Origin of the sequence: Pseudomonas sp. H26/SER47-MNA-CIBAN-0231, assembly GCF_040310465.1 — a bacterium.
Classification (GTDB): domain Bacteria; phylum Pseudomonadota; class Gammaproteobacteria; order Pseudomonadales; family Pseudomonadaceae; genus Aquipseudomonas; species Aquipseudomonas atacamensis.
Window position 1 is genome coordinate 374499 of the sequence record NZ_JBEOPW010000003.1, and the last position, 23310, is coordinate 397808.

The following is a 23310-nucleotide window of genomic DNA, read 5'->3' on the forward strand; positions in this document are numbered from 1 at the left end:
TCAATCCTCAAACCTGATCGGGCACTTCTCAGCCCCTTCCAGCTTCCTCAACTCCTCCACCACCGGCGGCCGCGCCCGGCGCAGGGTCAGGCTGCGACCCTGGCCCAGCAGGCGTCGCGCTTCCTGATGCAGCATCTCCACCCCCGAATAATCGATAAAGTTGATCTGCTGCGCCTCGATCACCACCCGTGCGCCATGCAGGCGTTGCAGGCGCACTTGCAGGTAATGGCTGGCGCCGAAAAAGATCGAACCGCCCACGCGCAGCACGTCGTCGTCACCGTCGCGCCAATGCTGCACCCGTGGTTGCGAGGTGCGCTTGAGGTAAAAGAACAACGACGCCAGCACCCCGGCGTAAATCGCCGTCTGCAATTCCAGCAGCAAGGTCGCGAGACAGGTCAGGGCCATCACCACGAACTCGGCACGGCTGACTCGCAGCAAAGCGCGAATGCCCCGGTGATCGACCAGACCCCAGGCAATTAACAGGATGCTGCCGGCCATGGCCGGGATCGGAATGTGCGCGATCAGCCCCGCGCCGAACACCGCGAACAGCGCCACCCAGAGCGCCGAAAACACCCCGGCCAGCGGCGAGCAGGCACCCGCCTCATAACTCAATCCCGAGCGGGTAAACGATCCGGCGGACAGCGACCCGGAAAAGAACGCACCGACGATGTTCGACAGACCCTGTGCGCGGACTTCCTGATTGGCGTCGAGCAACTGTTGCGAGCGCGCCGATATCGAACGGGCGATCGACAGACTGGTGACCAGCCCGAGCATGCCCACCGCCACCGCGCTCGGCAGCAGGCGCAGGATCACCTCCAGATCCAGCGGCAAGGCGCTCAGCGGCGGCAGGCGTCCGACGAAAGCGCTGACCAGATGCACATGACCGAACATCGCCGGCCAGATCCACACCAGCAGGCTGGCCAGCACCAGCGTTATCAACAACGTCGGCCAGCGCGGCAGAAGTTTTTTCAGGGTCACGCCGACGATTACCGTGGCGACGCCGAGCATCAGTGAAGGCTTATCCACAGCCCCCAGATGTCGCAGCAGATCCATCAGGCTGGCGAGCGCTGTGGTGTTGGCCGGCAATTCCAGCCCGAGCAGATTGGGCAATTGCCCGATGGCGATCACCACGGCGGCACCGAGGGTGAAGCCGAGCACCACCGAATGCGAAACGAAATTCACCAGCGCGCCGAAGCGCAGCAAACCGAGCAGCCACTGGAAAATCCCGGCGAGGAATGTCAGCAGCAGGATCAGGGTGATGTAGTCCTCGGACGCCGGCACGGCGAGCGGGCTGACGCTGGCGTACAGCACGATGGAAATCGCCGCCGTCGGGCCGCAGATCAGATGCCATGACGAACCCCACAGGCACGCGATCAATACCGGGATGATCGCCGCATAGAGTCCGTATTCCGGTGGCAGCCCGGCAATCAGTGCGTAGGCAATCGACTGGGGTAAGGCGAGAATCGCACCACTGAGGCCGACGATCAGGTCCCGCCCGACGCTGGCTCGGGTTTGCCGTGGCAACCAGCTCAGGAAAGGAAAAAGTGAATGGCGGCTGGGGAAGGCCATGGGTCCTCGCGGTTGGGGTTTTGTTCAAGGTTAGCAGGGTGTCAGGTGTAAAAGCCCCTCACCCTAGCCCTCTCCCTGAGGGAGAGGGGACTGACCGAGCTGTTTGTTGAAGATTCACCGACCTGCGATTTCGGCGTTGAACGCAAGTTTTGATTCAACAGCGATCGGCTCCCTTTCCCCCTCGCCCCCTTGGGGGAGAGGGCTGGGGTGAGGGGGCAAAAATCTCCAGCCGAACGCTATTCCAGCAACCCTGAGATCAAAGCTTGGCCTTCACCGCCATCAACGCATCCTTGCCATCCACGGTCTTCACGCCATCCAGCCACTTGTCCAGCACCGCCGGATTGGCCTTGATCCACGCTTTCGCTGCCTCGGCATTGCTGATCTTCTTATTCACCACCTCGGCCATGATGCTGTTCTCCATGTCCTGGGTGAACGCCAGATTGGTCAGCAACTTGCCCACATTCGGGCAGGCCTCGGCGTAGCCCTTGCGGGTCAGGGTGAAGACGTTGCCGGTGTCGCCGAAGTATTTTTCGCCGCCCTTGAGGTAACGCATTTTCAGCTGCACGTTCATCGGGTGCGGGGTCCAGCCGAGGAAGGTGACGAATTTCTGTTTCTTCACCGCCCGCGACACTTCGGCGAGCATCGCCTGTTCGCTGGACTCGATCAGCTTCCACTGGCCCATGTTGAAGTCATTCTTCTTGATGATCTCCTGCAACGAAATGTTCGCCGGCGCGCCTGATCCGATGCCGTAGATCTTCTTGTCGAACTTGTCGGCGAATTTGTTCAGGTCGGCAAAATCATGCACACCCGCCTCCCAGACATAGTCGGGGACGGCGAGAGTGAATTCGGTGCCTTCGAGGTTTTTCGCCAATTGCGTCACATCACCGGTGGCGACGAACTTGTCATAGAAGCCCTGCTGCGCCGGCATCCAGTTACCGAGGAACACGTCCACCTGGCCATCCTTCAAGCCGCCAAAGGTGATCGGCACCGCGAGGGTGTCGACCTTGGCCTTGTAGCCCATGCCGTCGAGCAGAAATCCGGTGATGGCATTGGTCGCGGCGATGTCGCTCCAGCCCGGATCGGCCATCTTCACGGTTTCGCAACTTTGCTCGGCGAAAGCCGAGGCGCTGCTCAATGCGATCAGACCAACGGTGACAGCTGTGGATAACTTGCGCATGGACTTCCCCTTAACGTTATTGGTTTTGGCAGGGTTGTGGATAACGGGCCTTGCGCTCCAGATCATCAAGGTCGATGTGGTTGCGCATGTACTGCTGACTGGCATCGACCAGCGGCTGGTGATCCCAGCTCTTCAGCTTGCCGATGGTTAACGCATCGGCGACGAAACGGCGTCGGCGCTGGCTGGCCAGTACGTCCCGATGGATCGCCGGAATGTCCCACTTGGCCCGCGCTTCGGCGAGAAAATCGCCGAACAGCTGACGATGTTGCGGCGATTGGCTCAGTTCCTCTTCTTCGCGCGGATCGTTATCCACATCGAAGAGTAGGCACGGGTCGCTTTCGCTGTAGATAAATTTGTAGGCGCCCCGGCGGATCATCATCAGCGGGCTGACAGTGCCTTCGGCCATGTATTCGCCGAACACCTCGTCATGCCCGCCCTGCCCTTGCAGGTGCGGCAGCAACGAACGGCCGTCCAGTGGCAGGCCCGGCTCAAGCGTGCCACCGGCCAGATCCACGAACGTCGGCAGCAAATCTGCGGTGGAAACCGCGGCGCTGACCCGGCCCGCCTCGAATTGTCCCGATGCGCTGACCAGCAGCGGCACTCGCGCGGCCATCTCGAACCAGTGCATTTTGTACCAGAGGCCCTTCTCGCCGAGCATGTCGCCATGGTCACCGGAGAAGACGATGACGGTGTCGTCGATCAGCCCGGTTTCCTCAAGTGTTTGCAGCAGTTTGCCGACATTGGCATCGATATAGCTGCAAGCGCCGAAGTAGGCGCGACGGGCATCGCGGATTTTATCCACAGGCAGCGGCTTGTCCCACAGGTCGTAAACCTTGAGCAGACGTTGCGAGTGCGGATCGAGTTCGTCCTGGTTCAAGGCTGTAGGCAACGGAATATCGGCATCGTCATACAGATCCCAGAAAGCCTTGGGAATCGTGTACGGATCGTGCGGGTGAGTCATCGACACGGTCAGGCAGAACGGTTGCTCGCCGTCCTCGCGGATGTGATCGAACAGGTATTGCTGCGCCTTGAACACCACCTCTTCGTCGAAATCCAGCTGATTGGTGCGCACGCACGGCCCGGCTTGCAGCACCGAAGACATATTGTGATACCAGCTCGGCCGTACGTCCGGCTCGTCCCAGTTCACCGCCCAACCGTAATCGGCCGGGTAGATGTCGCTGGTCAAGCGTTCCTCGTAGCCGTGGAGCTGGTCCGGCCCGCAGAAATGCATCTTGCCCGACAGCGCGGTGCGGTAGCCGAGACGCCGCAGGTAATGCGCGTAAGTCGGAATGTCGGCGGGGAAATCGGCCGCGTTGTCGTAGGCGCCGATCTTGCTCGGCAACTGGCCACTGACCAGGGTGAAGCGCGACGGCGCGCACAGCGGGCTGTTGCAGTAAGCAGCATCGAACACCACGCCTTGGGCGGCGAGGCGGGACAGATTCGGCAGTTTGATCGGCGATGGGCCGTAGAACGGCAACATTGGCGCGGCCATTTGATCGGCCATGATGAAAAGAATGTTCTTGCGCTTCATGTGATCGCGGCATTCCATGTTGAATATTTATGCGAGAGTGCTGCGATCGAGCATGGATTCCATGCCTGTTCCGGTAAAGCCCGCGCTGGACAATGACTAGGATAAGTACAGCTTATGTATGACGCCCTCGGTGACCTCTCCCTCGATCTGCTGCGCGGTTTTGAAGCGGCGGCCCGCCATCGCAGTTTTACCGCTGCTGCGGTGGAGCTTGGCACCACGCAGCCGGCGATCAGCCAGCAAATGAAACGTCTGGAAGAGCAGCTCGGTACACGCCTGTTCGACCGGATTTACCGGGGTATCGAGTTGACAGAGGTTGGCGCCCTGCTGTTCGAGCAAGTTACCCTCGGTTTGCAGAATATCGACGCAGGATTGAGCGCAATCAGCACTCAGCAGCAACATGAAGTGCTGCAAGTGGCTACGGATTTCGCTTTCGCCGCTTATTGGCTGATGCCGCGCCTGCATCGCTTCCATGAGGCCAATCCGCACATCGATGTCAGCCTGGTCACCAGCGAGCGCAACCACAACATGCTGCGCACCGACATCGACGTGGCGATCCTGTTTGGCGATGGCCGCTTCAAGCAGGGTGAGAGCCACTGGCTGTTCAGCGAAGAAGTGTTCCCGGTGTGCAGCCCGCTGCTGCTCAAGGAGCGTTCATTGCCGTTGCCCGCGCAGGCACTGCTGGAATTTCCGCTGTTGCATCTGCGTGGGGAAAACAGCAGCAACTGGTTCGACTGGAGTGGCTTGTTTCGTCAATTGGGCCTGACTACGCCGCCAGCGCCGGGGCAATTGCGCTTCGACAATTACACCTTGCTGATTCAGGCGGCGATTGGCGGACAAGGCGTGGCGATCGGATGGCGGCACCTTGTGGATAACTTGCTGGTGCAGGGTTTGCTATGCCGGCCGCTGGCGGAAACCACGCTGTCGCGGCTGGGGTATTACGTGGTGTTACCGCAACGCAAGCGTCGGGGTGCATTGATTCAAGAATTTGTTGATTGGTTAATGGCGGAACAGGCCAGCAGTGCCGAATCGCTTAACGGTCTGGCCCTGCCCTCGATTGCGGTGTGAAGAGCAAAAGATCGTCCGATCTTTTACGAATCAGAAGCCGCCACAAAATTCACATGCTGCCCCACATGCAGGTTCAACCGCAGTTCATCGGCGATGCCCACCGCGACACGGTTCAGGCGCTCCAGCGGTTCGGCCAGTCCCGGTTCGAGATTGCCGCCGACCTGACTGAAGTGCTCGATGGTCAACCCGGCCACGCCATGGGGCGCATTGACCAGGGTCCAGCGCAGTGAGCTGCTTTGTACCGCCTCGAGGATTTCTTCGGCAGCGTGACGTTGCAGGCGCTCGTCATTGTCAGGCTCGTCGAGCACACCGAAGTTGCCGACCAGAAACAGGCGCGGCACGCTGGCCAGTTGCAAACCTTCGACCAGCGCGTCGACTGCCAGCACTTGTTCCACCGGCCCCAGCGTCACCGAGCGCTCAACGTGGTCGCTGCTGAACGGCAACCCCGGAGCGTCCAGCAGGCAGATCACCGCCGAGCTGCCGGCGACGCTTTGATTGACCCGCTCGGCATCGAACAGATCGCCGGTCTTGGTGCGCAACCCCGGACGCGGCGCGAGTGCGGTGAGATCGTCGAGAATGGCGATGACTTCGTGTTGGCGACGCAGCAATTCAGCCATCAATGCACCGCCCAGGCTGGCCATGGCACCATAAAGCACCACTTTGACCACTGGGGTCTCGGCATTTTTCATGGCTGTTTTCCTTATAGTTGTCCTATATGACCTGTGACGGTGGAAACAGCCAAGGGTTCGAACCGATTGAGAGGCGACACGATGCAAGGGATCAAGGGCTATCACGCCCATGTCTATTTCGACGCACAAAGCATCGACCAGGCGCGGGCCTTGTGCGAACAGGCCGCGCAGTTGTTTGCGCTGAAAATGGGCCGCGTGCACGAACGCCCGGTGGGGCCGCACCCCGACTGGAGCTGCCAACTGGCTTTCGGCCCCGAGCTGATCGGCGAGGTGCTGCCGTGGCTGGCGCTTAACCGCAATGGGTTGGTGGTGTTCCTGCATCCGGACACTGGCAACGACCTGCTCGACCATACCGAACACGCGATCTGGATGGGCGCGGTGCGGCCGCTGGATCTGTCGATCTTTTAACCAGGTGCTTGGACTGAACTGATAACGAATATGTCCAGACTGCCAGCCAGCGTTGTCTGTCCGTTCCCTCGCATCGCTTCTCGGCCCGCATTCATTGGCTGTCGTTGCATCCGACCGCCGGTTGACCATTCATTCATCGCTTTCGCGCCCGAAAGGTAGCTGAAAGCTTCCCCGATTAGGATCGCCCCACTCCCGGCAACAGACCGGTTGGCCCAAGCCCTGTGTTTTTTCCACAGGCCCGGCCCAATTAACAACAACAATGGTGATTCTGATGTCTTCTGCAACCCGCCGTTTCTTCCGCTTCCTGCTGGTCACTCCACCCGTACGCCTCGCGCCTGCCGTTCTGCGCTGATCCCGCCCGATCCGCTCATTCCATTAGCCGCGCTACGCCTGGAGTATTCCCATGCTGACTTTCCTTGGCTTCGCCATGGTCATCACGTTCATGTTCCTGATCATGACCAAGCGCCTGTCCGCGCTGATCGCCCTGATCATCATCCCGATCCTGTTCGCGCTGTTCGGTGGTTTCGCGCCGAAAATCGGCCCGATGATGCTCGAAGGCATCACCAAACTGGCGCCGACCGGCGTGATGCTGATGTTCGCCATTCTGTATTTCGCCCTGATGATCGACTCCGGCCTGTTCGACCCGGCCGTGCGCAAGATCCTCAAACTGGTCAAGGGCGACCCGTTGAAAGTTTCGGTCGGCACCGCCGTTCTGGCGCTCGTCGTTTCCCTCGATGGTGACGGCGCGACCACTTACATGATCTGCGTGGCCGCCATGCTGCCGCTGTACAGCCGCATCGGCATGAGCCCGCGGATCATGGCCGGTCTGATCATCCTCGCCGGTGGCGTGATGAACATGACCCCGTGGGGCGGCCCGACCGCCCGCGCGGCGAGTGCCCTGCACGTCGACCCGTCGGACATTTTCGTACCGATGATCCCGGCCATGGCCGCCGGTGTCGTGGCGATCCTGGTGATTGCCTACTTCTACGGCAAGCGTGAACGTGCCCGCCTCGGCGAGCTGCACCTGGTTGGCGACGAGATCGATCACAGTGAAATCAGCGTCTCGCAATTCCCCGACGCACGCCGTCCGAAGCTGATCTGGTTCAACGCCGCACTGACTTTCGGCCTGATGTGCACGCTGATCGGCGGCCTGTTGCCGCTGCCGGTGCTGTTCATGGTGGCGTTCAGTATCGCCATGATCGTCAACTACCCATGCCTGCAAATGCAAAAGGATCGCGTCGCCGCGCATTCCGGCAGCGTGCTGGCAGTGGTCGGGCTGATCTTTGCGGCCGGTATCTTCACCGGTATCCTGTCGGGCACCGGCATGGTCGATGCGATGTCGAAGAGCCTGTTGGCGGTGATTCCGGATTTCCTCGGCCCGTACCTGGCGGTGATCACGGCACTGGTGAGCATGCCGTTCACCTTCTTCATGTCCAACGATGCGTTCTATTACGGTGTATTGCCGGTGCTGACCGAAGCGGCCAGCCACTATGGGATCACTGCGGTGGAAATGGCCCGTGCCTCGATCGTCGGCCAGCCCGTCCACTTGCTGAGCCCGTTGGTGCCGTCGACCTATCTGTTGGTGGCGCTGGCCGGCATCGATTTCGGTGATCACCAGCGTTTCACCCTGAAATGGGCGATCCTGGTGTGCATCTGCATTCTGATTGCTGCACTGCTGTTGGGGACTTTCCCGATGTTCAGCACTCTATAAGCCCAAGACTCACCGTTACGGGTCCTGGCTTCGCGGTTTGAAGCCCGGACCTTTTCCGGTTCAACAATTGCTCAAAGGAATACACATGGATTGGCTGACCAACCCCGAAATCTGGGTTGCCTTCTTTACCCTGACCGCCCTGGAAATCGTCCTCGGTATCGATAACATCATCATGATTTCGATCCTGGTCAGCCGCATGCCGAAACACATGCAGCAGCGCACGCGGATCTTCGGTCTTGGCCTGGCCATGATCACGCGGATCCTGTTGCTGCTGTCGATTACCTGGGTCATGCGTCTCACCGCCGACCTGTTCGAAGTGTTCGGCCAGGGCATTTCCGGTCGCGACCTGATCCTGTTCTTCGGTGGCCTGTTCCTGCTGTGGAAAAGCTCGCAGGAGATGTACCACGCGCTGGAAGGCGAAGACGAAAGCGACGACGCGCCATCGGGCAAGGGCGGCAACTTCCTCTACACCATCATCCAGATCGCGATCATCGATATCGTCTTCTCGCTGGACTCGGTGATCACCGCCGTCGGCATGGTCTCCCACGTTCCGGTCATGGTCGCGGCGATCGTCGTGGCAGTGCTGGTGATGATGCTGGCGTCGGGCAAGATCAGCGAATTCATCGACAAGCACCCGTCGCTGAAAATGCTCGCGCTGTCCTTCCTGCTGGTGGTCGGTACCGTGCTGATCGCCGAATCGTTCGACGTGCACGTGCCAAAAGGCTACGTCTACTTCGCCATGGCGTTCTCGCTGGCGGTGGAAGCGATCAACATCAAACTGCGCGGCGCGATGGCCCGGAAAAAGAAACAGCAGGATCCGGTGAAACTGCGCAAGGATGTGCCGGGCCAATAATCCGGTAGTCCAGCGGCAACACAAAACCTGTGGGAGCTGGCTTGCCAGCGATAGCGTACGGTCAGCGACTTTAATGTTTGCTGACCTGACGCCATCACTGGCAACCCAGGCTCCCACAGGTTTTTGTGTTTATGCAGGGGGAACGAGGTTGTCGAGAGCGCGGTCGGCGGCTTGTTTGAGTCTTTGCGCTTCGAGGTCGGGGTGAGGAAGATCGGTGACCAGTGGATCTGGCGTTATCTTTTTCATGTTCAGCTGCTCCATAGAATGAAGCCACTGCCGTTCTCTACTAAAAGAAGGGAGGCGGCTGAACGCAGGTTAGTAGACCGGGGAGCTAGCTTTCCGGCGCACCCGAAGGTGCCCTGCGCACAACCACCATCAGGATCAGGCATAACCTGACGCAACGATGCTTGCGCACAATAACGAGCAACCCGGGCTACTAATTCCGACCACTGATGAGCAGTGGCCAGCAAACGATAGAGACCAGCCCCAAAGCGCGGCGTGTACGTAAACACGCTGCGAAATCCATGTTTATCCTCTCTTGGATCAGACACACAACCTGTGGGAGCGAGCCTGCTCGCGAAGGCGTCACATCGGTCGAAAAAAGAGGCTGTCTGACGCACCGCTTTCGCGAGCAGGCTCGCTCCCACAGAGGCATATCGCATCCATTCGAAACGGGCCGAAAAGGTTGACTCACCGACCTTCGCTCGTTAGCGTCCCTGCTCGCCTCAACGACAAACAAGGAACGTTCATGTCTGGAAAACCCGCCGCGCGCGTCACGGACCCGACCACTTGCCCGATTCCCGGTCACGGCACCAACCCGATTGCCAGTGGTTCGGGCGATGTCTTCTTCAACGGCCTCGCCGCCGCTCGCCTCGGCGACACCTGCACCTGCGGCCAAGCGCTGAATGGCGCCTTCTCCGCCACGGTGTTCATCAACGGCAAAAACGCCATGACCCTCGACAGCACGGCCACCCACGGCGGCGTCGTGGTCGGCGGTTCCGGTAATGTGATCATCGGCAGCTCGCACACCCCTGCTCCGTTCGTTCCACCGTTACCAATCATCGGCCAGTCCTTGGTCGAATTCAAAGCGGTCAGCGCCGGTAACGGTGAGCCCATCGCCGAACAAGGCTACGAAATCGAAACCGCCGAAGGCCGTATCGTCAAAGGCCTGACCAATGCGCAGGGAATGACGCAGAGCGTCACGACCCTGCAGCCCGATCTCTCCGTCGTTCGCTGGACCGCCTGAGCTTCAAGGAAGAAACAATGACCGGACAATGCATCGCTCCAGACGACCTGGACATGAAAAAACTTTGGGACAGCACCTGTGAGCTGCCCGCTTGTAAACGGGAAACCAGCACCGCCGGCCCCAACCCGAAAACCCGCGTAGAAGTCCCGCTGCTGACCTGCAACTGCCTGTGGCGCCGCTTCCAGAAAGAAGCCGAAGACTGGGTCGCCCCCGGCGGCGTCCTCATCGCCGACCCCCAGGCCCGCAACCGCAAAATCAACGCCGCGTACGCGCAATTGTGGCTGGCGGATAACCGTTTTCAGTGGGCGGGGTTGGCGGCGTTTGCTTCGAAGCAGGTGGGGTGTGGGCTGATCCACGCCACCAAACTGCAAACCGCCATCGCTGCACAGAAGGCGGCACAGGAAAAGCTGCGAACCGCACCATCGGAAACTCTGTTCGAAGGCTTTGGATTCAAGTTCAGCAAGACCAATCCCGAGGCAGAGCAGGAGTTGGCCAAGGCTCGGGCAGCCAATCCGATGCCGACGGAGGACATCACCTTCGGCGACAACCCACGCTCAGTGGTTCAGCAGCAACTGGACTATGTGTATGAGATGTTGGCGCTGGGTAATACGTCGCTGTTTCTCGATGTTTATCCGTTGCACCGGTTTTTCATGGTGCGGGGGTACAAGGAAATGGAAAAGTGTTTGAGAAGCCGGCGTGGCATTGAGAAGGATGTAATGTGGCCGATAGCGAATAAGGTGCAGTTTGGGATTGATGCGGGTGAGATTTACCGAACCTTTGAAGCGATTGATGCCGGTGAAATTGCCGAAAGCGTTCAACAGATGGCACGACATGAACAGTTGAATATCTTGCAGCCCGCAATGTATGAGGACACGCAATTTGCAACACTGATGCGCGGTACTCATGCGGGCAACTACGTATCCGTGGTGACTGGCATGTTCTCTGGTGCAGCAGAGGAAATTCAACTAACGCTTGCTAGTCAGTGCAAGGCTCCCGATAACAGACAAGTTTCATTTTCCAAGAATCCTATCGCTAATCTCGCGGACAGGGATCAGCGAATGGAGTTCGTGTTACGAGCTGCTGGCCAATTTGATGCTTTGCTCAAGAACCCAGCGACTCGTGCTCAACTGAAACAGTCAATTACGGATATTGCTAACGGAGGCGGAATAAAGTGACGATTATTTCGCGTCGACTGGCATTTGCCGGGACTGGGATAACGCTCGTTCTGGCGGTTGTTGTCGCCTACTCCATGTCCGGTGTCGACAGGATCTATGCTCATATTGGGAAGCCATACGCCGAAGTCGTCAAAGACTCCAGTTTCCCTGTTGAACGAAAAACAGCCATATATCCAAGTGACCCTCCCAAGGTCGACTCGACTTGGATAAGCAGCCCGGTCGTGATTACTTTTGATGATCCCGAGCATGGCTTTACCTTGCCCAAAACAATTTACGGCGCGGTGGGCTATACCAAGGGAAAAGTAGACGGCATAACGACGTCGCCAATGGTTGAATCGCTTCCCTTTGATAAGACAATTGCGCTCTTGGCCGAGCTGCAAACGATGTTCAGGAACGCCAACTGGACTCCTGAACCCGTTGAGGGAAATGATTGGATCAAAGTGCAGAGTGATGATGAAAGGCGACAGCTACAAGCGAAGCTTTTTGATCAGGCGGATGGGGTCATTCTTCTGGTTCCACACAAATACAGCCTGCTGATGCACATCAAGTGCTATGCGCGATGTGATGAGCGGAATGTGAAGACGGCCAGGTATTTAATCGACGTTGGCCTGAGCAGGGACCACTTCAGCGATTGATCCTGCAAAACCACAATCCTGTAGGAGTGAGCCTGCTCGCGATAGCGGTCTCTCAGACAACGATGATGTTGAAGCTGACGACCCTATCGCGAGCAGGCTCGCTCCCACAGTTGTTTTGGGGAAACGTGTCGGATTCGGTGAGTGGATGCATTTGTTTTGATGACACTTTTGTTTCAATCCACGCTTTAGCTGTGCAATGCTGGCGCCGAGACCGTTCGCCAACTACAGCTTAAGTATCAAGAACGTAGAAACCGCGCGGTGCCGTTCACTTGCCCCTCTGGGGCGCTGCTACTACAGGGGGTCTGCATGCTCACCCTGCTCAATCTGTTGTCCGCCGTCGCCCTGTTGATCTGGGGCACGCACATAGTCCGAACCGGCATCCTGCGGGTTTATGGCACCAATCTGCGACATGTCATCGGCCAGAACATGTCGAAGAAATGGCTGGCGTTCATCGCCGGCATTCTCGTCACCGCCATGGTGCAGAGCAGCAACGCTACGGCGATGCTGGTCACTTCGTTTGTCGGTCAGGGCCTGATGGCGCTGACCCCGGCGCTGGCGACCATGCTTGGCGCAGACGTCGGTACCGCGTTGATGGCGCGGGTGCTGACCCTCGATCTGTCGTGGCTGTCGCCGCTGCTGATTTTCCTCGGGGTGATTTTCTTTCTGTCGCGCAAACAGACGCGGCTCGGGCAGATGGGCCGGGTGTCGATCGGGCTGGGGCTGATCATTCTCGCCCTGCAATTGATCGTCGAGGCCGCTGCGCCGATCACTCACGCGCAAGGGGTGAAAGTGATTTTCGCCTCGCTGACCGGCGACATCCTCCTCGATGCCCTGGTCGGCGCACTGTTTGCGATGATTTCCTACTCCAGCCTCGCCGCCGTGCTGCTCACCGCCACGCTGGCCGGGGCTGCGGTGATCAGCTTGCCGGTGGCAATCGGCCTGGTGATCGGCGCCAACATCGGCAGCGGCATCCTCGCGTTCATGAGCACCAGCATGCAGAACGCCGCCGGCCGCCAGGTTGCGCTGGGCAGTCTGTTGTACAAACTGATCGGCCTGCTGCTGATCATCCCGGTGCTCGACCCGCTGGTGCACTGGATCGACAGCCTTGATTTCAGCCCGCAGGAAATGGTCATCGGCTTCCACCTGCTCTACAACACCGCGCGCTGCCTGATCCTGCTGCCCAGCGTCGGGCCGATGGCGCGGCTCTGTGCGTGGCTGCTGCCGGAGCGGCCGGAGGTCAACGGCACCGCCAAGCCGCGTCATCTCGACCCGACCGCGCTGGTCACGCCGAGCCTGGCGCTGGCCAATGCCGCGCGGGAAACCCTGCGCATGGGCGATCTGCTCGACAACATGCTCGACGCCTCCCTCGACGTGCTGCGCGGCAAGCAGACCGCCGTCACCCAGGAAATGCGCCGCCTGACCGACGACGTCGAGGCGCTGTACAGCGCGATCAAGCTGTATTTGGCGCAGATGCCCCGCGAGGATCTCGGCGAGCACGACAGTCGGCGCTGGGCCGAGATCATCGAGCTGGCGATCAACCTGAAACTCGCCGCCGACCTGATCGAGCGCATGCTGCGCAAGATCCAGCAGCAGAAGACTTCGCAGCGCCGTTCGTTTTCCGAAGAAGGCCTGGAAGACCTCGCCGGGCTGCAACAGCAACTGATCGCCAACCTGCGCCTGGGCCTGTCGGTGTTTCTCAGCGGCGACCGCGAGAGCGCCCGGCAGTTGCTGCGCGAGAAACGCCGCTTTCGTGCGCAGGAACGGCGTCTGGCCCACGCACATGTCAGCCGTTTGCAACGCAAGATCGTGCAGAGTCTGGAGACCAGTTCGCTGCATCTGGAATTGATTGCCGACATGAAACGGCTCAATTCACTGTTCTGCAGCAGCGCCTATGTGGTGCTGGAAACGGCGGACACCGGCGCGCTGGCGGTGGATGACATGGCCGACATTACGCATTCGCCTTGAACGTCTGGGGCTGGGGCCAGTCAGTTACAGTGGTTCAGCCGCAAGATCTTCGCGAGCAGGCTCGCTCCCACAGGGGAATGTATTTCAATTGTGGGAGCGACGGTGCGACGATTCGACCTGCTCGCGAATAGCGGCCTGAATAGCGACACGGATCTCCAAATCAGCCGTATGGAAGCCTGTTATGCGTTGCCTGTTGTTCGCCTGTCTGTTGCTCGGTTCCCTGCCCGCTTTTGCCCTGGATCGGTTTCAGGTCGAAGGCTATGCGTTGCCCAATGGTTTGCAGCTGATGCTCAAACCCGGCACCGAGCGTGGGCATGTGGCGATCCGGCTGGTGGTCGGCGTTGGCCTGGATGACTTCGATTGCGACGAGAAAGAGCTGCCGCATTTGCTCCAACACCTGCTGTTCAGCGGTATCGACGCCACTGGCGAAGGCGGTCTGGAAGAGCGCATGCAGGCGCTGGGCGGGGACTGGAATGCGTTCACCAGCAATGCCGACACCACGTTCGTCATCGAAGCCCCGGCGAAAAACCAGCGCAAGGTGCTCGACCTGCTGCTCGCGCTGCTGACCCAGACACGCATTGACGACAACGCAATCAACGCGGCGAAACGAGTGGTCGAGCGTGAGGACGGCGGGCATTACACCAGGCTGCAACGTTTCCTCGACCGTCAGGACCTCGGTCATACCGCGAGCAATCAACTGGCTGTCGAGCTGGGACTGAAATGCCCGCAGCGCGCCGAAGTCGGCCATCTGACCCAAGAGCAACTGGAGAAGGTGCGCAAGGCCTGGTATGCGCCGAACAACATGACCCTGATCGTCGTCGGCGAACTCGACAAACTGCTGCCGGCCTATCTGGAGCGTACCTGGGGTGAGCTGGAGCCGGTCGAGCCGAGCGAGCACCGCGCGCTGCCGGACATCCGCACCAGCGCCGCCCATGAACGCACCCTTACCCGTGGCTTTATCGGCGACAGCGCCAAGCTGCACTGGCTGGTGCCGGAACCGGTGCTCGACGATCAGTACGACCAGACGTTCGACATTCTCAAGGATTACCTCGACTGGGCGCTGTACCGGCAGATTCGTCTCAACCATGGCTTGTCGTACGGGCCGTGGGCCGAGCGCGAAGTGTTCGGCGGTGTCGGCTTCATGAGCCTCAACGCTGACCTGGATCGCGATGACGTCGACGAAGCCATTCAAGTGCTGGAAGACCTCAAGGCCGACCTGCTGAAAAACGGCCTCGACCCGAGCACCTTCGCCCGCATCAAACAAGCCGCCATTGCCCACCAGGCCTGGGCCGTGCAGGGCAATAGCGCACTGGCTGACTATTACTGGAGCGCGCTGGCCGACTATCAGGATGGCCGCTTTGCCAATCCCGCGCGGGAGCTGCAAGGGGTGACGCTGGAAGCGGCGAACAAGGCGATGCGCGAGCTGTTGCTGCAGCCGGGGTATATCCGGATCGAGAAGCCATTGATCAGTGATGATCAGGTGTTGTGGCTGGTCGCTGGTGGAATCGGGTTGTTGCTGCTGATCGTGATCGGCTGGCGCCTGCATCGTCGCCACAAAATTGCCGGAAGCCATTAATCCTGTGGTGAGTGAGCACTTGTGGCGAGGGGATTTATCCCCGATGGGCTGCGCAGCAGCTCCAATAAGGGCACCTCGGTATAGCCAGACAAAATTCGCTTGCAGGATCTACGACGGCGGCGCCGCCGATCGGGGATAAATCCCCTCGCCACAGGGGGCATGCGGCGTTAACCTTTCCGGGATTTTCCCCATATCGTCGTGAACCGCCAAAATGCCAAAACTGACCCTCCTTATCCAGCGCCTTCTCGAGCTGATGAAGCGCTACCCCGGGTTGATCGCGGCGGGTGGTTTCATTTCCGGGGTCGGCAGTTTCATCCTCGTCGATCGCCAACAGGGGCTGGCCAGCTGGATCACGGTGATCATGCTGCTCAGCTGGATCTGGCTGATGCTGGAAAACACCCTGACCGGGCTGTTCACACGGATCTTCAAGCGCGAGATTCCCCAGCCGCTGCTGCGCTACGCGACGCAGATGATCCATCAGGAAAGCCTGTTTTTCGTTCTGCCGTTCTTTTTCATCACCACCACGTGGAACAGCGGCCAGTTGGTCTTCACGGGGCTGCTCAGCGTTGCTGCACTGATCTCCATCGTCGATCCGCTGTACTACAAATGGCTGGCGCCACGGCGCTGGGCGTTTCTCGCGCTGCACACCCTGACCCTGTTCGCCGCCCTGCTCACCGCGCTGCCGGTGATCATGCACCTGACCACCGCGCAGAGTTTCAAATGGGCGCTGGGGATTGCCGTGCTGCTGTCGTTCCCGAGCCTGGCATCGATCTTCCCGATCCGCACGGTGCGCAACGCCCTGGCGATTCTGTTCATTACCTTCGGCATCGGCGGCGTCGGTTGGGCGCTGCGTTCGTGGGTGCCGCCGGCAACGCTGTGGATGACCGACGTAGCGATCAGCACGCAGCTGCAGGATCGCACCCCCGGCGCCAGCCTCGATACCGTCAGCGCCGAGCAGATCCGCAGCGGCGGGCTCTACGCCTACACTGCGATCAACGCGCCGCGCGGCCTCGATGAGCGGATTTATCACGTCTGGACCTTCAACGGCAAAGAGGTCGACCGCATCGCCCTCGACATCCATGGCGGGCGTAAGGAAGGCTACCGGGCGTGGACGCACAAGCAGAACTTCCCCGGCAACCCGGCGGGCAAATGGCAGGTGCGGGTGCTGACAGAGGACGGGCAGTTGATCGGCGTGCTGCGTTTCGCAATTACCGACAGCACACCGGCCAAAGAAAAGTAATCCGGTTCGTGCTATTACGTAGGATCTCGTAACGGCCGTACAAGCACGGAGCTTATGACCAGCAGCCCAACCCCCGGCAGTGCCCACCTGGACACCGCGCTCAGCCCTGCCCGCCTGCGGGTCAGCGGCGACTGGACGCTCGCCCACTACACCGCGCTCAAGCATCTGAGCGAAAAGCTCCGCGGCCAGTACGACGCCAACACTTCCATCGATCTGAACGGCCTCGGAGCCCTCGACACCGCCGGCGCGTCATTGCTGGTCGAGCTGCTCGGTTCCGAGCGCTTGGGCAAAACCGCCGAACACCCTGATTGCACCCTTTCGACGGCTGATCGCGCCTTGCTGCAAACCGTGTACTGCTCGCTGAGTGATTTCTGCGTGCCGATCAAGGAGCCGGAAATCAGCGTCAGCGTGCAACTGCTGACGCGCATTGGCCGCGCGGTGGACAAGGTCTGGACCGACACGCTGCAACTGCTCGGCTTCGTCGGCCTGATTCTCGAAGTCATCGCCCGTGGCCTGTTGCGGCCCAAGCGCTGGCGCATCACACCGATGATCGCGCACATCGAGCAGACCGGTCTCGATGCCGCGCCGATCGTGGCCCTGCTGACGTTTCTGGTCGGCGCGGTGGTGGCGTTTCTTGGCGCCACAGTGCTGGCCAGTTTCGGCGCGACGATTTTTACCGTGGACCTGGTCGGCTTCTCGTTCCTGCGCGAATTCGGCGTGTTGCTCACGGCGATCCTGATGGCCGGGCGCACCGCCAGTGCATTCACCGCGCAGATCGGCTCGATGAAGGCCAACGAAGAAATCGACGCGATTCGCACCCTTGGCCTCGACCCGATCGAGTTGCTGGTGGTGCCGCGCGTGCTGGCGCTGCTGGTGGCGCTGCCGATGCTGACGTTTCTGGCGATGCTCTCGGGGATCGTCGGCGGCGGTGTGGTGTGTGCGGTGTCGCTGGACATCTCGCCGGCGATGTTCCTCTCGCTGCTGCAATCGGACATCGGCATTCAGCATTTTCTGGTCGGGCTGGTGAAGGCGCCGATCTTCGCCTTCCTGATCGCGGCAATTGGTTGCCTGGAAGGTTTCAAGGTCAGCGGCAGCGCCGAATCGGTCGGCGCGCACACCACCTCCAGCGTGGTGCAGTCGATTTTCGTGGTGATCGTGCTCGATGCGGTGGCCGCGCTGTTTTTCATGGAGATGGGCTGGTGAGTCGTCTACCCCGCGCGCCCTCGGAGGCGGTGATCGAAGTCCGTGGCCTGTGCAATCGCTTCGGCCCGCAGAGCGTGCACGAGAACCTTGATCTGGACGTGTACAGAGGCGAAATTCTCGCCGTGGTCGGTGGCTCCGGTACCGGTAAATCGGTGCTGCTGCGCAGCATCGTCGGGCTGAATCGGCCCAGCGAAGGCATGGTCAAGGTCTTCGGCCAGAACCTGCCAAATCTGCCCGAGCATGAGCGCTCATTGATCGAAAGGCGCTTTGGTGTGTTGTTCCAGAAGGGCGCGCTGTTCTCCTCGCTGACCGTGACCGAGAACGTCGCCCTGCCCCTGATCGAACACGCCGGCCTCAGCCGTCACGACGCCGAGCATCTGGCGGCGGTGAAACTGGCGCTGGCCGGGCTGCCGTTGTCGGCGGCGGACAAATACCCTGCGTCGCTGTCCGGCGGCATGATCAAGCGCGCGGCGCTGGCGCGGGCCTTGGCGCTGGATCCGGACATTCTGTTTCTCGACGAACCCACCGCCGGCCTTGATCCGATTGGCGCGGCGCAGTTCGATCAATTGATCCTGACCCTGCGTGACGCGTTGGGTCTGAGTGTGTTTCTGGTCACCCACGACCTCGACACGCTGTACACCATCACCGATCGCGTGGCGGTGCTGGCGCAGAAGAAAGTGCTGGTTGCCGGCCCTATCGACGTCGTCTCGGAAACCGCCGACGCGTGGATTCACGAATACTTCCACGGCCCGCGCGGCCGCTCGGCGCTGGACGCCGCCAAACTGCTCAACGAGGTCTGATATGGAAACCCGAGCCCATCATGTGTTGATCGGCCTGTTCACGGTGATCGTCGTGGCCGGCGCCCTGCTCTTCGGCCTGTTTTTGGCCAAATCCAGCGTCGACACCGAGTTCAAGGATTACGAAGTGGTGTTCAACGAGGCGGTCAGCGGTCTGTCCAAGGGCAGTTCGGTGCAGTACAGCGGGATCAAGGTCGGTGACGTGGTCAGCCTGCGCCTCGACCCGCAGGACCCGCGCCGGGTGCTGGCGCGGATTCGTCTGGCGGGCGACACGCCGGTCAAGGAAGACACCCAGGCCAAGCTGGCACTGACCGGCATTACTGGCACGTCGATCATCCAGCTCAGCGGCGGCACACCCGAGAGCCCGAAACTGCGCGGGCATGACGGCAAGCTGCCAACTCTGGTCGCCTCGCCCTCGCCTATTTCCCGCCTGCTCAACGACAGCAGCGACTTGATGACCGGCATCAGCGCCCTGCTGCAAAACGCCAACCACATGTTCTCCGCGGAAAACGTCGAGCGTGTGAGCAAGACCCTTGCCCATCTGGAACAGACCACCGGCACCATCAACGACCAGCGCGGCGACATCAAACAAGCCATGCAGCAACTGGCGACCGTCGGCAAACAGGCCGGCAGCATGCTCGAGCAGACCTCACTGTTGATGCGCAACGCCAACGGCCTGCTTAACGATCAGGGCAAGCAGGCCTTGGGCAGTGCCGAACAGGCGATGAAGTCGCTGGAGCAAAGCAGCGTGACCATCAACGGCTTGCTCAGTAAAAACCAGAATTCGCTGGATAACGGCATGCAGGGCCTCAACGGCCTGGCCCCGGCGATTCGCGAACTGCGCGAGACGCTGACCTCGCTGCGCGCCATTTCCCAACGCCTCGAGGCCAACCCCAGCGGCTACCTGCTGGGCAGCGACAAGAACAAGGAATTCACCCCATGAAGCTGACTCGAATCGCCCTGCTCGGCGCTGGCCTGACCCTGATCGGCGCGTGCTCGATCTTGCCCAAATCGGAACCCTCGGACGTCTACCGCCTGCCCGCCGCGCAAGCGCCCGCCTCGGCCAGCCCGGCGGCGACGCAGTCGTGGTCGCTGCGCTTGAATAAATTGCAGGCCAGCGAAGCACTGAACCGGCCGAGCATTGCCGTTATCCCGCAGGGCGATGTGATCAGCAGCTACAAGGGCTCGCGCTGGAGCGATCCGGCGCCGGTACTGCTGCGCAATCGCCTGCTCGATGGATTCCAGCGTGACGGCAGAGTGACGCTCCTGAGCACCGACGACAGCAACTTCCAGGCGGATCTGGAGCTGGGCGGCAGTTTGCAGGCGTTTCAGACCGAATATCAGGGCACCCAGGCCGGCGTCGTGGTGCGGGTCGATGCGTTGCTGGTGCGTGGTTACGACCAGCGCATCCTCGCCAGCCGCCGTTTTGAAGAGCGCCAGCCGTTGAATGATGTGCAGGTGCCAGCGGTGGTTGCCGGGTTTGGCCTGGCCAGTGATCGCCTCACGGCCAAGGTTGTGGCTTGGGCCGTGGAGCAAGGCCAGAAACTGGCCCCGCAACCGCGCTGACACACCACAACTCCTGTGGGAGCGAGCCTGCTCGCGAAAGCGGTGTATCAGTCACTTAAGCGTTGACTGACACTCCGTCTTCGCGAGCAGGCTCGCTCCCACATGGGAATTTTGCTCAACCAAAGAACCAGTAGCAGACCCCAATAGCGCCAACCACTCCGGCAAACTCCGCCAGCAACGCACACCCCACCGCGTGCCGTGCGCGTTGAATCCCCACCGCGCCGAAGTACACCGCCAGCACATAGAACGTGGTTTCGGTACTGCCCTGCACCGTCGCCGCGACCAGCGCCGGGAAGCTGTCGACGCCGGAGGTCTGCATGGTCTCGATGAGCATCGCCCGCGCGGCGCTGCCGGAGAACGGTTTGACCATCGCCGTCGGCAGCGCATCGACGAAGCGCGTGTCCCAGCCGGCCCACTCGACCAGATGGCGAATGCCGTCCAGGCCGAAATCCAGCGCACCAGAGGCGCGCAGCACGCCAACCGCACAGAGCATCGCGACCAGATACGGCAAGAGATTCTTCGCCACATCGAAGCCTTCTTTCGCGCCTTCGACGAACGCCTCGTACACCTTGACCTTGCGCAGCGCGCCGATCAGCAGAAACAGCATGATCAGGCCGAACAGCGTGAGATTGCCGAGGATCGACGACAATCCCGCCAGTGCTGTCGCGGAAAGCGTGCCGAGCAGGGCCATGAAGCCGCCAAGGATCAGCGCGCCGGGCAGCAGATAGGCGAGGACCACCGGGTCCAAGATGCGCAGGCGTTGCATGAAAGCTACGGAGAGAAAACCGACGATAGTCGAGCAACTGGTCGCCAGCAGAATCGGCAGGAACACCAGCGTCGGATCCGGCGCGCCTTGCTGGGCGCGGTACATGAAGATGGTCACGGGCAGCAGGGTCAACGACGAGGCGTTGAGCACCAGAAAGAGGATCTGCGCGTTGCTGGCGATGGTGGCGCTGGGATTGAGCTCCTGCAACGCTTTCATGGCTTTCAGGCCGATCGGCGTGGCGGCGTTGTCCAGGCCCAGACCGTTGGCGGCAAAGTTCAGCGTGATCAGGCCAAGGGCAGGGTGGCCGGCCGGGACTTCCGGCATCAGCCGCAGAAACAGCGGGCCGAGGACCTTGGCCAGCCACTCGACGATCCCGGCCTTTTCGGCGATGCGCAGAAAGCCCAGCCACAGGGTGAGGGTGCCGAACAGCAGTACCATGACTTCGACCGACAGCTTGGCCATGGCGAAAATGCTTTCCACCATCGCCGCGAAGATCCCGGCGTTGCCGCCGATCAGCCACTGCGCCAGCGCCGACACGGCTGCCACGATGAAGAAGCCAAGCCACAGGCCATTAAGCATCAGTCAAATCCCCCGAAGAATGCGGCGAATGATAGCGGGGTCGCCAGAAACGACAAACCCCGGATTGCTCCGGGGTTCGTTGGTGGGGCGTGCATCAATCACTGTGGGAGCGAGCCTGCTCGCGAAGAGGCCGGCACATTCAACATCTCTGTAGATTGATACACCGTCTTCGCGAGCAGGCTCGCTCCCACAGGGTTTTGCATCAGTTCTTGGAAATCTCGCCAGCCGGCAGTTTTTCCTTGCTGCGCCAGTGCGGCAGGGAGTTCCAGTAGCGCTCGCCCTTGGCGTCGTCGTACATGCCTTCCCAGCGCGCGATAACCAGCACCGCCAGAGCGTTACCGATCACGTTCAGTGCGGTACGCGCCATGTCCATGATGCGGTCGACACCGGCGATGAACGCCAGACCTTCCAGCGGGATGCCAACGCTGCCCAAAGTGGCCAGCAGCACCACGAAAGACACGCCCGGTACGCCGGCGATACCTTTGGAGGTGACCATCAGCGTCAACACCAGCAGCAGTTGCTGGCTGATCGACAGGTCGATGCCATACAGCTGGGCAATGAAGATCGCCGCGATCGACTGGTACAGGGTCGAGCCGTCGAGGTTGAACGAGTAACCGGTCGGTACCACGAAGCTGCAGATGGCTTTCGGTGCGCCGTAGGCTTCCATTTTCTCGATGACACGTGGCAGCACGGTTTCCGAGGACGCGGTGGAGTAGGCCAGTACCAGCTCATCCTTGAAGATGCGCATCAGCTTGAGCACCGAGAAGCCGAACAGCCTGGCGATCAGGCCCAGCACGACGAAGGCGAAGAAGGCGATGGCGACGTAAACCAGGATCACCAGTTTCGCCAGCGGCAGCAGCGAGGCGAAGCCGAAGTTGGCCACGGTCACCGCGATCAGTGCGAACACGCCGATCGGGGCGTAGTTCATGATCATGTGGGTGACCTTGAACATGCTTTCCGAAACGCCCTGGAACATCTTCACCAGCGGCTCGCGCAGGTCCGACTGCAGGCTCGACAGGCCGAGACCGAACAGCACGGAGAAGAAGATGATCGGCAGCATTTCGCCGCGAGCCATGGCCGCGAAGATGTTCGACGGGATCAGGTTGAGGATGGTTTCGATGAATGCATGTTCATGCTGCACTTCGGCGGCGGTCGCCTGGTACTTCGAAATGTCGACCGTGCCCAGAGTGCTCATGTCGATGCCGGTGCCCGGATGGAACACGTTGGCCAGCACCAGACCGACAACGATGGCGATGGTGGTGACGATCTCGAAATAGATGATGGTCTTCAGGCCGATACGCCCGAGTTTCTTGGCGTCGCCGACGCCAGCGATGCCGACGATCAGCGAGGAAATGACGATCGGGATCACGATCATCTTGATCAGACGGATAAAGATATCGCCTGCCGGTTGCAGGACGTTGCTGATCCACCAAGCCTTTTCAGCACTGAAGTGGTTGAGCAACGCACCAATTGCAATCCCCAGAATCAGACCGATGAGGATCTGCCAGGCGAGGCTGATTTTTGCCTTCTTCATTATCTTTACCCTTACTTGCGTTTGA

General features: G+C 60.5%; 20 protein-coding genes. 14 read left to right on the forward strand and 6 right to left on the reverse strand.

Annotation, left to right across the window (positions count from 1 at the left end):
* The 3 genes from AAEZ10_RS07035 to betC form a co-directional block, all read right to left on the reverse strand.
* The gene (locus AAEZ10_RS07035) at nucleotides 1-1569 is read right to left on the reverse strand and encodes a SulP family inorganic anion transporter (RefSeq protein WP_350568552.1); all 1569 of its coding nucleotides are present in this window, start codon (nucleotides 1567-1569) and stop codon (nucleotides 1-3) included.
* Nucleotides 1570-1825: 256 nt separating this feature from the next.
* Nucleotides 1826-2746, reverse strand: coding sequence for a choline ABC transporter substrate-binding protein (gene choX, locus AAEZ10_RS07040; protein ID WP_273528390.1), 921 nt, complete (start codon nucleotides 2744-2746; stop codon nucleotides 1826-1828).
* Nucleotides 2747-2762: 16 nt separating this feature from the next.
* A complete protein-coding gene (gene betC / locus AAEZ10_RS07045) occupies nucleotides 2763-4277 on the reverse strand; it encodes a choline-sulfatase (protein ID WP_273528391.1) in 1515 nt (504 codons plus the stop codon).
* A gap of 114 nt (nucleotides 4278-4391) precedes the next feature.
* Between betC and AAEZ10_RS07050 the strand changes: the two genes are divergently transcribed.
* Nucleotides 4392-5342 (forward strand): choline sulfate utilization transcriptional regulator, encoded by a 951-nt coding sequence (locus AAEZ10_RS07050; RefSeq protein ID WP_350568555.1) that lies wholly within the window; start codon nucleotides 4392-4394, stop codon nucleotides 5340-5342.
* Nucleotides 5343-5365: 23 nt separating this feature from the next.
* Here the strand turns inward: AAEZ10_RS07050 and AAEZ10_RS07055 are convergent, their stop codons facing one another.
* The gene (locus AAEZ10_RS07055; protein WP_041476500.1) at nucleotides 5366-6031 is read right to left on the reverse strand and encodes an NAD(P)-dependent oxidoreductase; all 666 of its coding nucleotides are present in this window, start codon (nucleotides 6029-6031) and stop codon (nucleotides 5366-5368) included.
* Between the two features lie 81 nt (nucleotides 6032-6112).
* Here AAEZ10_RS07055 and AAEZ10_RS07060 point away from each other — a divergent pair, with 81 nt between their 5' ends.
* The 13 genes from AAEZ10_RS07060 to AAEZ10_RS07120 all read left to right on the forward strand — a co-directional run bounded on the left by AAEZ10_RS07060 (nucleotide 6113) and on the right by AAEZ10_RS07120 (nucleotide 20406).
* Nucleotides 6113-6439, forward strand: coding sequence for a DOPA 4,5-dioxygenase family protein (locus tag AAEZ10_RS07060; protein ID WP_273528393.1), 327 nt, complete (start codon nucleotides 6113-6115; stop codon nucleotides 6437-6439).
* A gap of 403 nt (nucleotides 6440-6842) precedes the next feature.
* The gene (locus tag AAEZ10_RS07065; RefSeq protein WP_073470799.1) at nucleotides 6843-8150 is read left to right on the forward strand and encodes a CitMHS family transporter; all 1308 of its coding nucleotides are present in this window, start codon (nucleotides 6843-6845) and stop codon (nucleotides 8148-8150) included.
* Nucleotides 8151-8235: 85 nt separating this feature from the next.
* Nucleotides 8236-9003: a TerC family protein gene (locus tag AAEZ10_RS07070; protein ID WP_243241203.1), complete on the forward strand. Its 768-nt coding sequence runs from the start codon at nucleotides 8236-8238 to the stop codon at nucleotides 9001-9003.
* 748 nt (nucleotides 9004-9751) lie between these two features.
* A complete protein-coding gene (locus AAEZ10_RS07075; RefSeq protein WP_350568558.1) occupies nucleotides 9752-10249 on the forward strand; it encodes a PAAR domain-containing protein in 498 nt (165 codons plus the stop codon).
* A gap of 17 nt (nucleotides 10250-10266) precedes the next feature.
* Nucleotides 10267-11424: a DUF2515 family protein gene (locus AAEZ10_RS07080; RefSeq protein ID WP_350568560.1), complete on the forward strand. Its 1158-nt coding sequence runs from the start codon at nucleotides 10267-10269 to the stop codon at nucleotides 11422-11424.
* Nucleotides 11421-12059, forward strand: coding sequence for a hypothetical protein (locus tag AAEZ10_RS07085; protein ID WP_231507541.1), 639 nt, complete (start codon nucleotides 11421-11423; stop codon nucleotides 12057-12059). The genes AAEZ10_RS07080 and AAEZ10_RS07085 overlap by 4 nt, the downstream gene beginning before the upstream one ends.
* 306 nt (nucleotides 12060-12365) lie before the next feature.
* A complete protein-coding gene (locus tag AAEZ10_RS07090) occupies nucleotides 12366-14024 on the forward strand; it encodes a Na/Pi cotransporter family protein (RefSeq protein ID WP_122612878.1) in 1659 nt (552 codons plus the stop codon).
* A 181-nt stretch (nucleotides 14025-14205) separates the two neighbouring features.
* Nucleotides 14206-15600 carry a M16 family metallopeptidase gene (locus tag AAEZ10_RS07095; protein WP_350568563.1) on the forward strand — a complete coding sequence of 465 codons (1395 nt, stop codon included), beginning with the start codon at nucleotides 14206-14208 and terminating at the stop codon, nucleotides 15598-15600.
* A 211-nt stretch (nucleotides 15601-15811) separates the two neighbouring features.
* Nucleotides 15812-16840 (forward strand): DUF5924 family protein, encoded by a 1029-nt coding sequence (locus tag AAEZ10_RS07100; RefSeq protein ID WP_350568565.1) that lies wholly within the window; start codon nucleotides 15812-15814, stop codon nucleotides 16838-16840.
* A 54-nt stretch (nucleotides 16841-16894) separates the two neighbouring features.
* Nucleotides 16895-18043, forward strand: coding sequence for an ABC transporter permease (locus tag AAEZ10_RS07105; RefSeq protein WP_073470796.1), 1149 nt, complete (start codon nucleotides 16895-16897; stop codon nucleotides 18041-18043).
* Entirely contained in the window at nucleotides 18040-18843 is an 804-nt protein-coding gene (locus AAEZ10_RS07110) for an ABC transporter ATP-binding protein (RefSeq protein ID WP_122705406.1), read from the forward strand. Before AAEZ10_RS07105 ends, AAEZ10_RS07110 begins: the two co-directional genes overlap by 4 nt.
* Before the next feature lies 1 nt (nucleotide 18844).
* Nucleotides 18845-19783, forward strand: coding sequence for an MlaD family protein (locus AAEZ10_RS07115; protein ID WP_016772359.1), 939 nt, complete (start codon nucleotides 18845-18847; stop codon nucleotides 19781-19783).
* Nucleotides 19780-20406, forward strand: a complete 627-nt coding sequence (locus tag AAEZ10_RS07120; RefSeq protein WP_122506333.1) for an ABC-type transport auxiliary lipoprotein family protein — start codon at nucleotides 19780-19782, stop codon at nucleotides 20404-20406. Before AAEZ10_RS07115 ends, AAEZ10_RS07120 begins: the two co-directional genes overlap by 4 nt.
* Before the next feature lie 115 nt (nucleotides 20407-20521).
* Here AAEZ10_RS07120 and AAEZ10_RS07125 read toward each other — a convergent pair whose 3' ends face one another.
* Both AAEZ10_RS07125 and gltP read right to left on the reverse strand, forming a co-directional pair.
* A complete protein-coding gene (locus AAEZ10_RS07125) occupies nucleotides 20522-21751 on the reverse strand; it encodes a spore maturation protein (protein ID WP_073470794.1) in 1230 nt (409 codons plus the stop codon).
* 202 nt (nucleotides 21752-21953) lie between these two features.
* Complete coding sequence (gene gltP / locus AAEZ10_RS07130; RefSeq protein ID WP_073470793.1) at nucleotides 21954-23285, reverse strand: glutamate/aspartate:proton symporter GltP; 1332 nt, start codon at nucleotides 23283-23285, stop codon at nucleotides 21954-21956.
* Nucleotides 23286-23310 lie beyond the last annotated feature (25 nt).

Excerpts from the sequence above, each read along its gene's own strand:
- AAEZ10_RS07070 (WP_243241203.1), top strand. The coding sequence starts at position 8,236 with ATGGATTGGCTGACCAACCCCGAAATCTGGGTTGCCTTCTTTACCCTG.
- AAEZ10_RS07075 (WP_350568558.1), top strand. The coding sequence starts at position 9,752 with ATGTCTGGAAAACCCGCCGCGCGCGTCACGGACCCGACCACTTGCCCG.
- AAEZ10_RS07100 (WP_350568565.1), top strand. The coding sequence starts at position 15,812 with ATGCCAAAACTGACCCTCCTTATCCAGCGCCTTCTCGAGCTGATGAAG.
- AAEZ10_RS07120 (WP_122506333.1), top strand. The coding sequence starts at position 19,780 with ATGAAGCTGACTCGAATCGCCCTGCTCGGCGCTGGCCTGACCCTGATC.
- AAEZ10_RS07095 (WP_350568563.1), top strand. The coding sequence starts at position 14,206 with ATGCGTTGCCTGTTGTTCGCCTGTCTGTTGCTCGGTTCCCTGCCCGCT.
- AAEZ10_RS07080 (WP_350568560.1), top strand. The coding sequence starts at position 10,267 with ATGACCGGACAATGCATCGCTCCAGACGACCTGGACATGAAAAAACTT.
- choX (WP_273528390.1), bottom strand. The coding sequence starts at position 2,746 with ATGCGCAAGTTATCCACAGCTGTCACCGTTGGTCTGATCGCATTGAGC.
- betC (WP_273528391.1), bottom strand. The coding sequence starts at position 4,277 with ATGAAGCGCAAGAACATTCTTTTCATCATGGCCGATCAAATGGCCGCG.
- AAEZ10_RS07090 (WP_122612878.1), top strand. The coding sequence starts at position 12,366 with ATGCTCACCCTGCTCAATCTGTTGTCCGCCGTCGCCCTGTTGATCTGG.
- AAEZ10_RS07055 (WP_041476500.1), bottom strand. The coding sequence starts at position 6,031 with ATGAAAAATGCCGAGACCCCAGTGGTCAAAGTGGTGCTTTATGGTGCC.
- AAEZ10_RS07060 (WP_273528393.1), top strand. The coding sequence starts at position 6,113 with ATGCAAGGGATCAAGGGCTATCACGCCCATGTCTATTTCGACGCACAA.
- AAEZ10_RS07115 (WP_016772359.1), top strand. The coding sequence starts at position 18,845 with ATGGAAACCCGAGCCCATCATGTGTTGATCGGCCTGTTCACGGTGATC.
- AAEZ10_RS07035 (WP_350568552.1), bottom strand. The coding sequence starts at position 1,569 with ATGGCCTTCCCCAGCCGCCATTCACTTTTTCCTTTCCTGAGCTGGTTG.
- AAEZ10_RS07105 (WP_073470796.1), top strand. The coding sequence starts at position 16,895 with ATGACCAGCAGCCCAACCCCCGGCAGTGCCCACCTGGACACCGCGCTC.
- gltP (WP_073470793.1), bottom strand. The coding sequence starts at position 23,285 with ATGAAGAAGGCAAAAATCAGCCTCGCCTGGCAGATCCTCATCGGTCTG.
- AAEZ10_RS07125 (WP_073470794.1), bottom strand. The coding sequence starts at position 21,751 with ATGCTTAATGGCCTGTGGCTTGGCTTCTTCATCGTGGCAGCCGTGTCG.
- AAEZ10_RS07050 (WP_350568555.1), top strand. The coding sequence starts at position 4,392 with ATGTATGACGCCCTCGGTGACCTCTCCCTCGATCTGCTGCGCGGTTTT.
- AAEZ10_RS07065 (WP_073470799.1), top strand. The coding sequence starts at position 6,843 with ATGCTGACTTTCCTTGGCTTCGCCATGGTCATCACGTTCATGTTCCTG.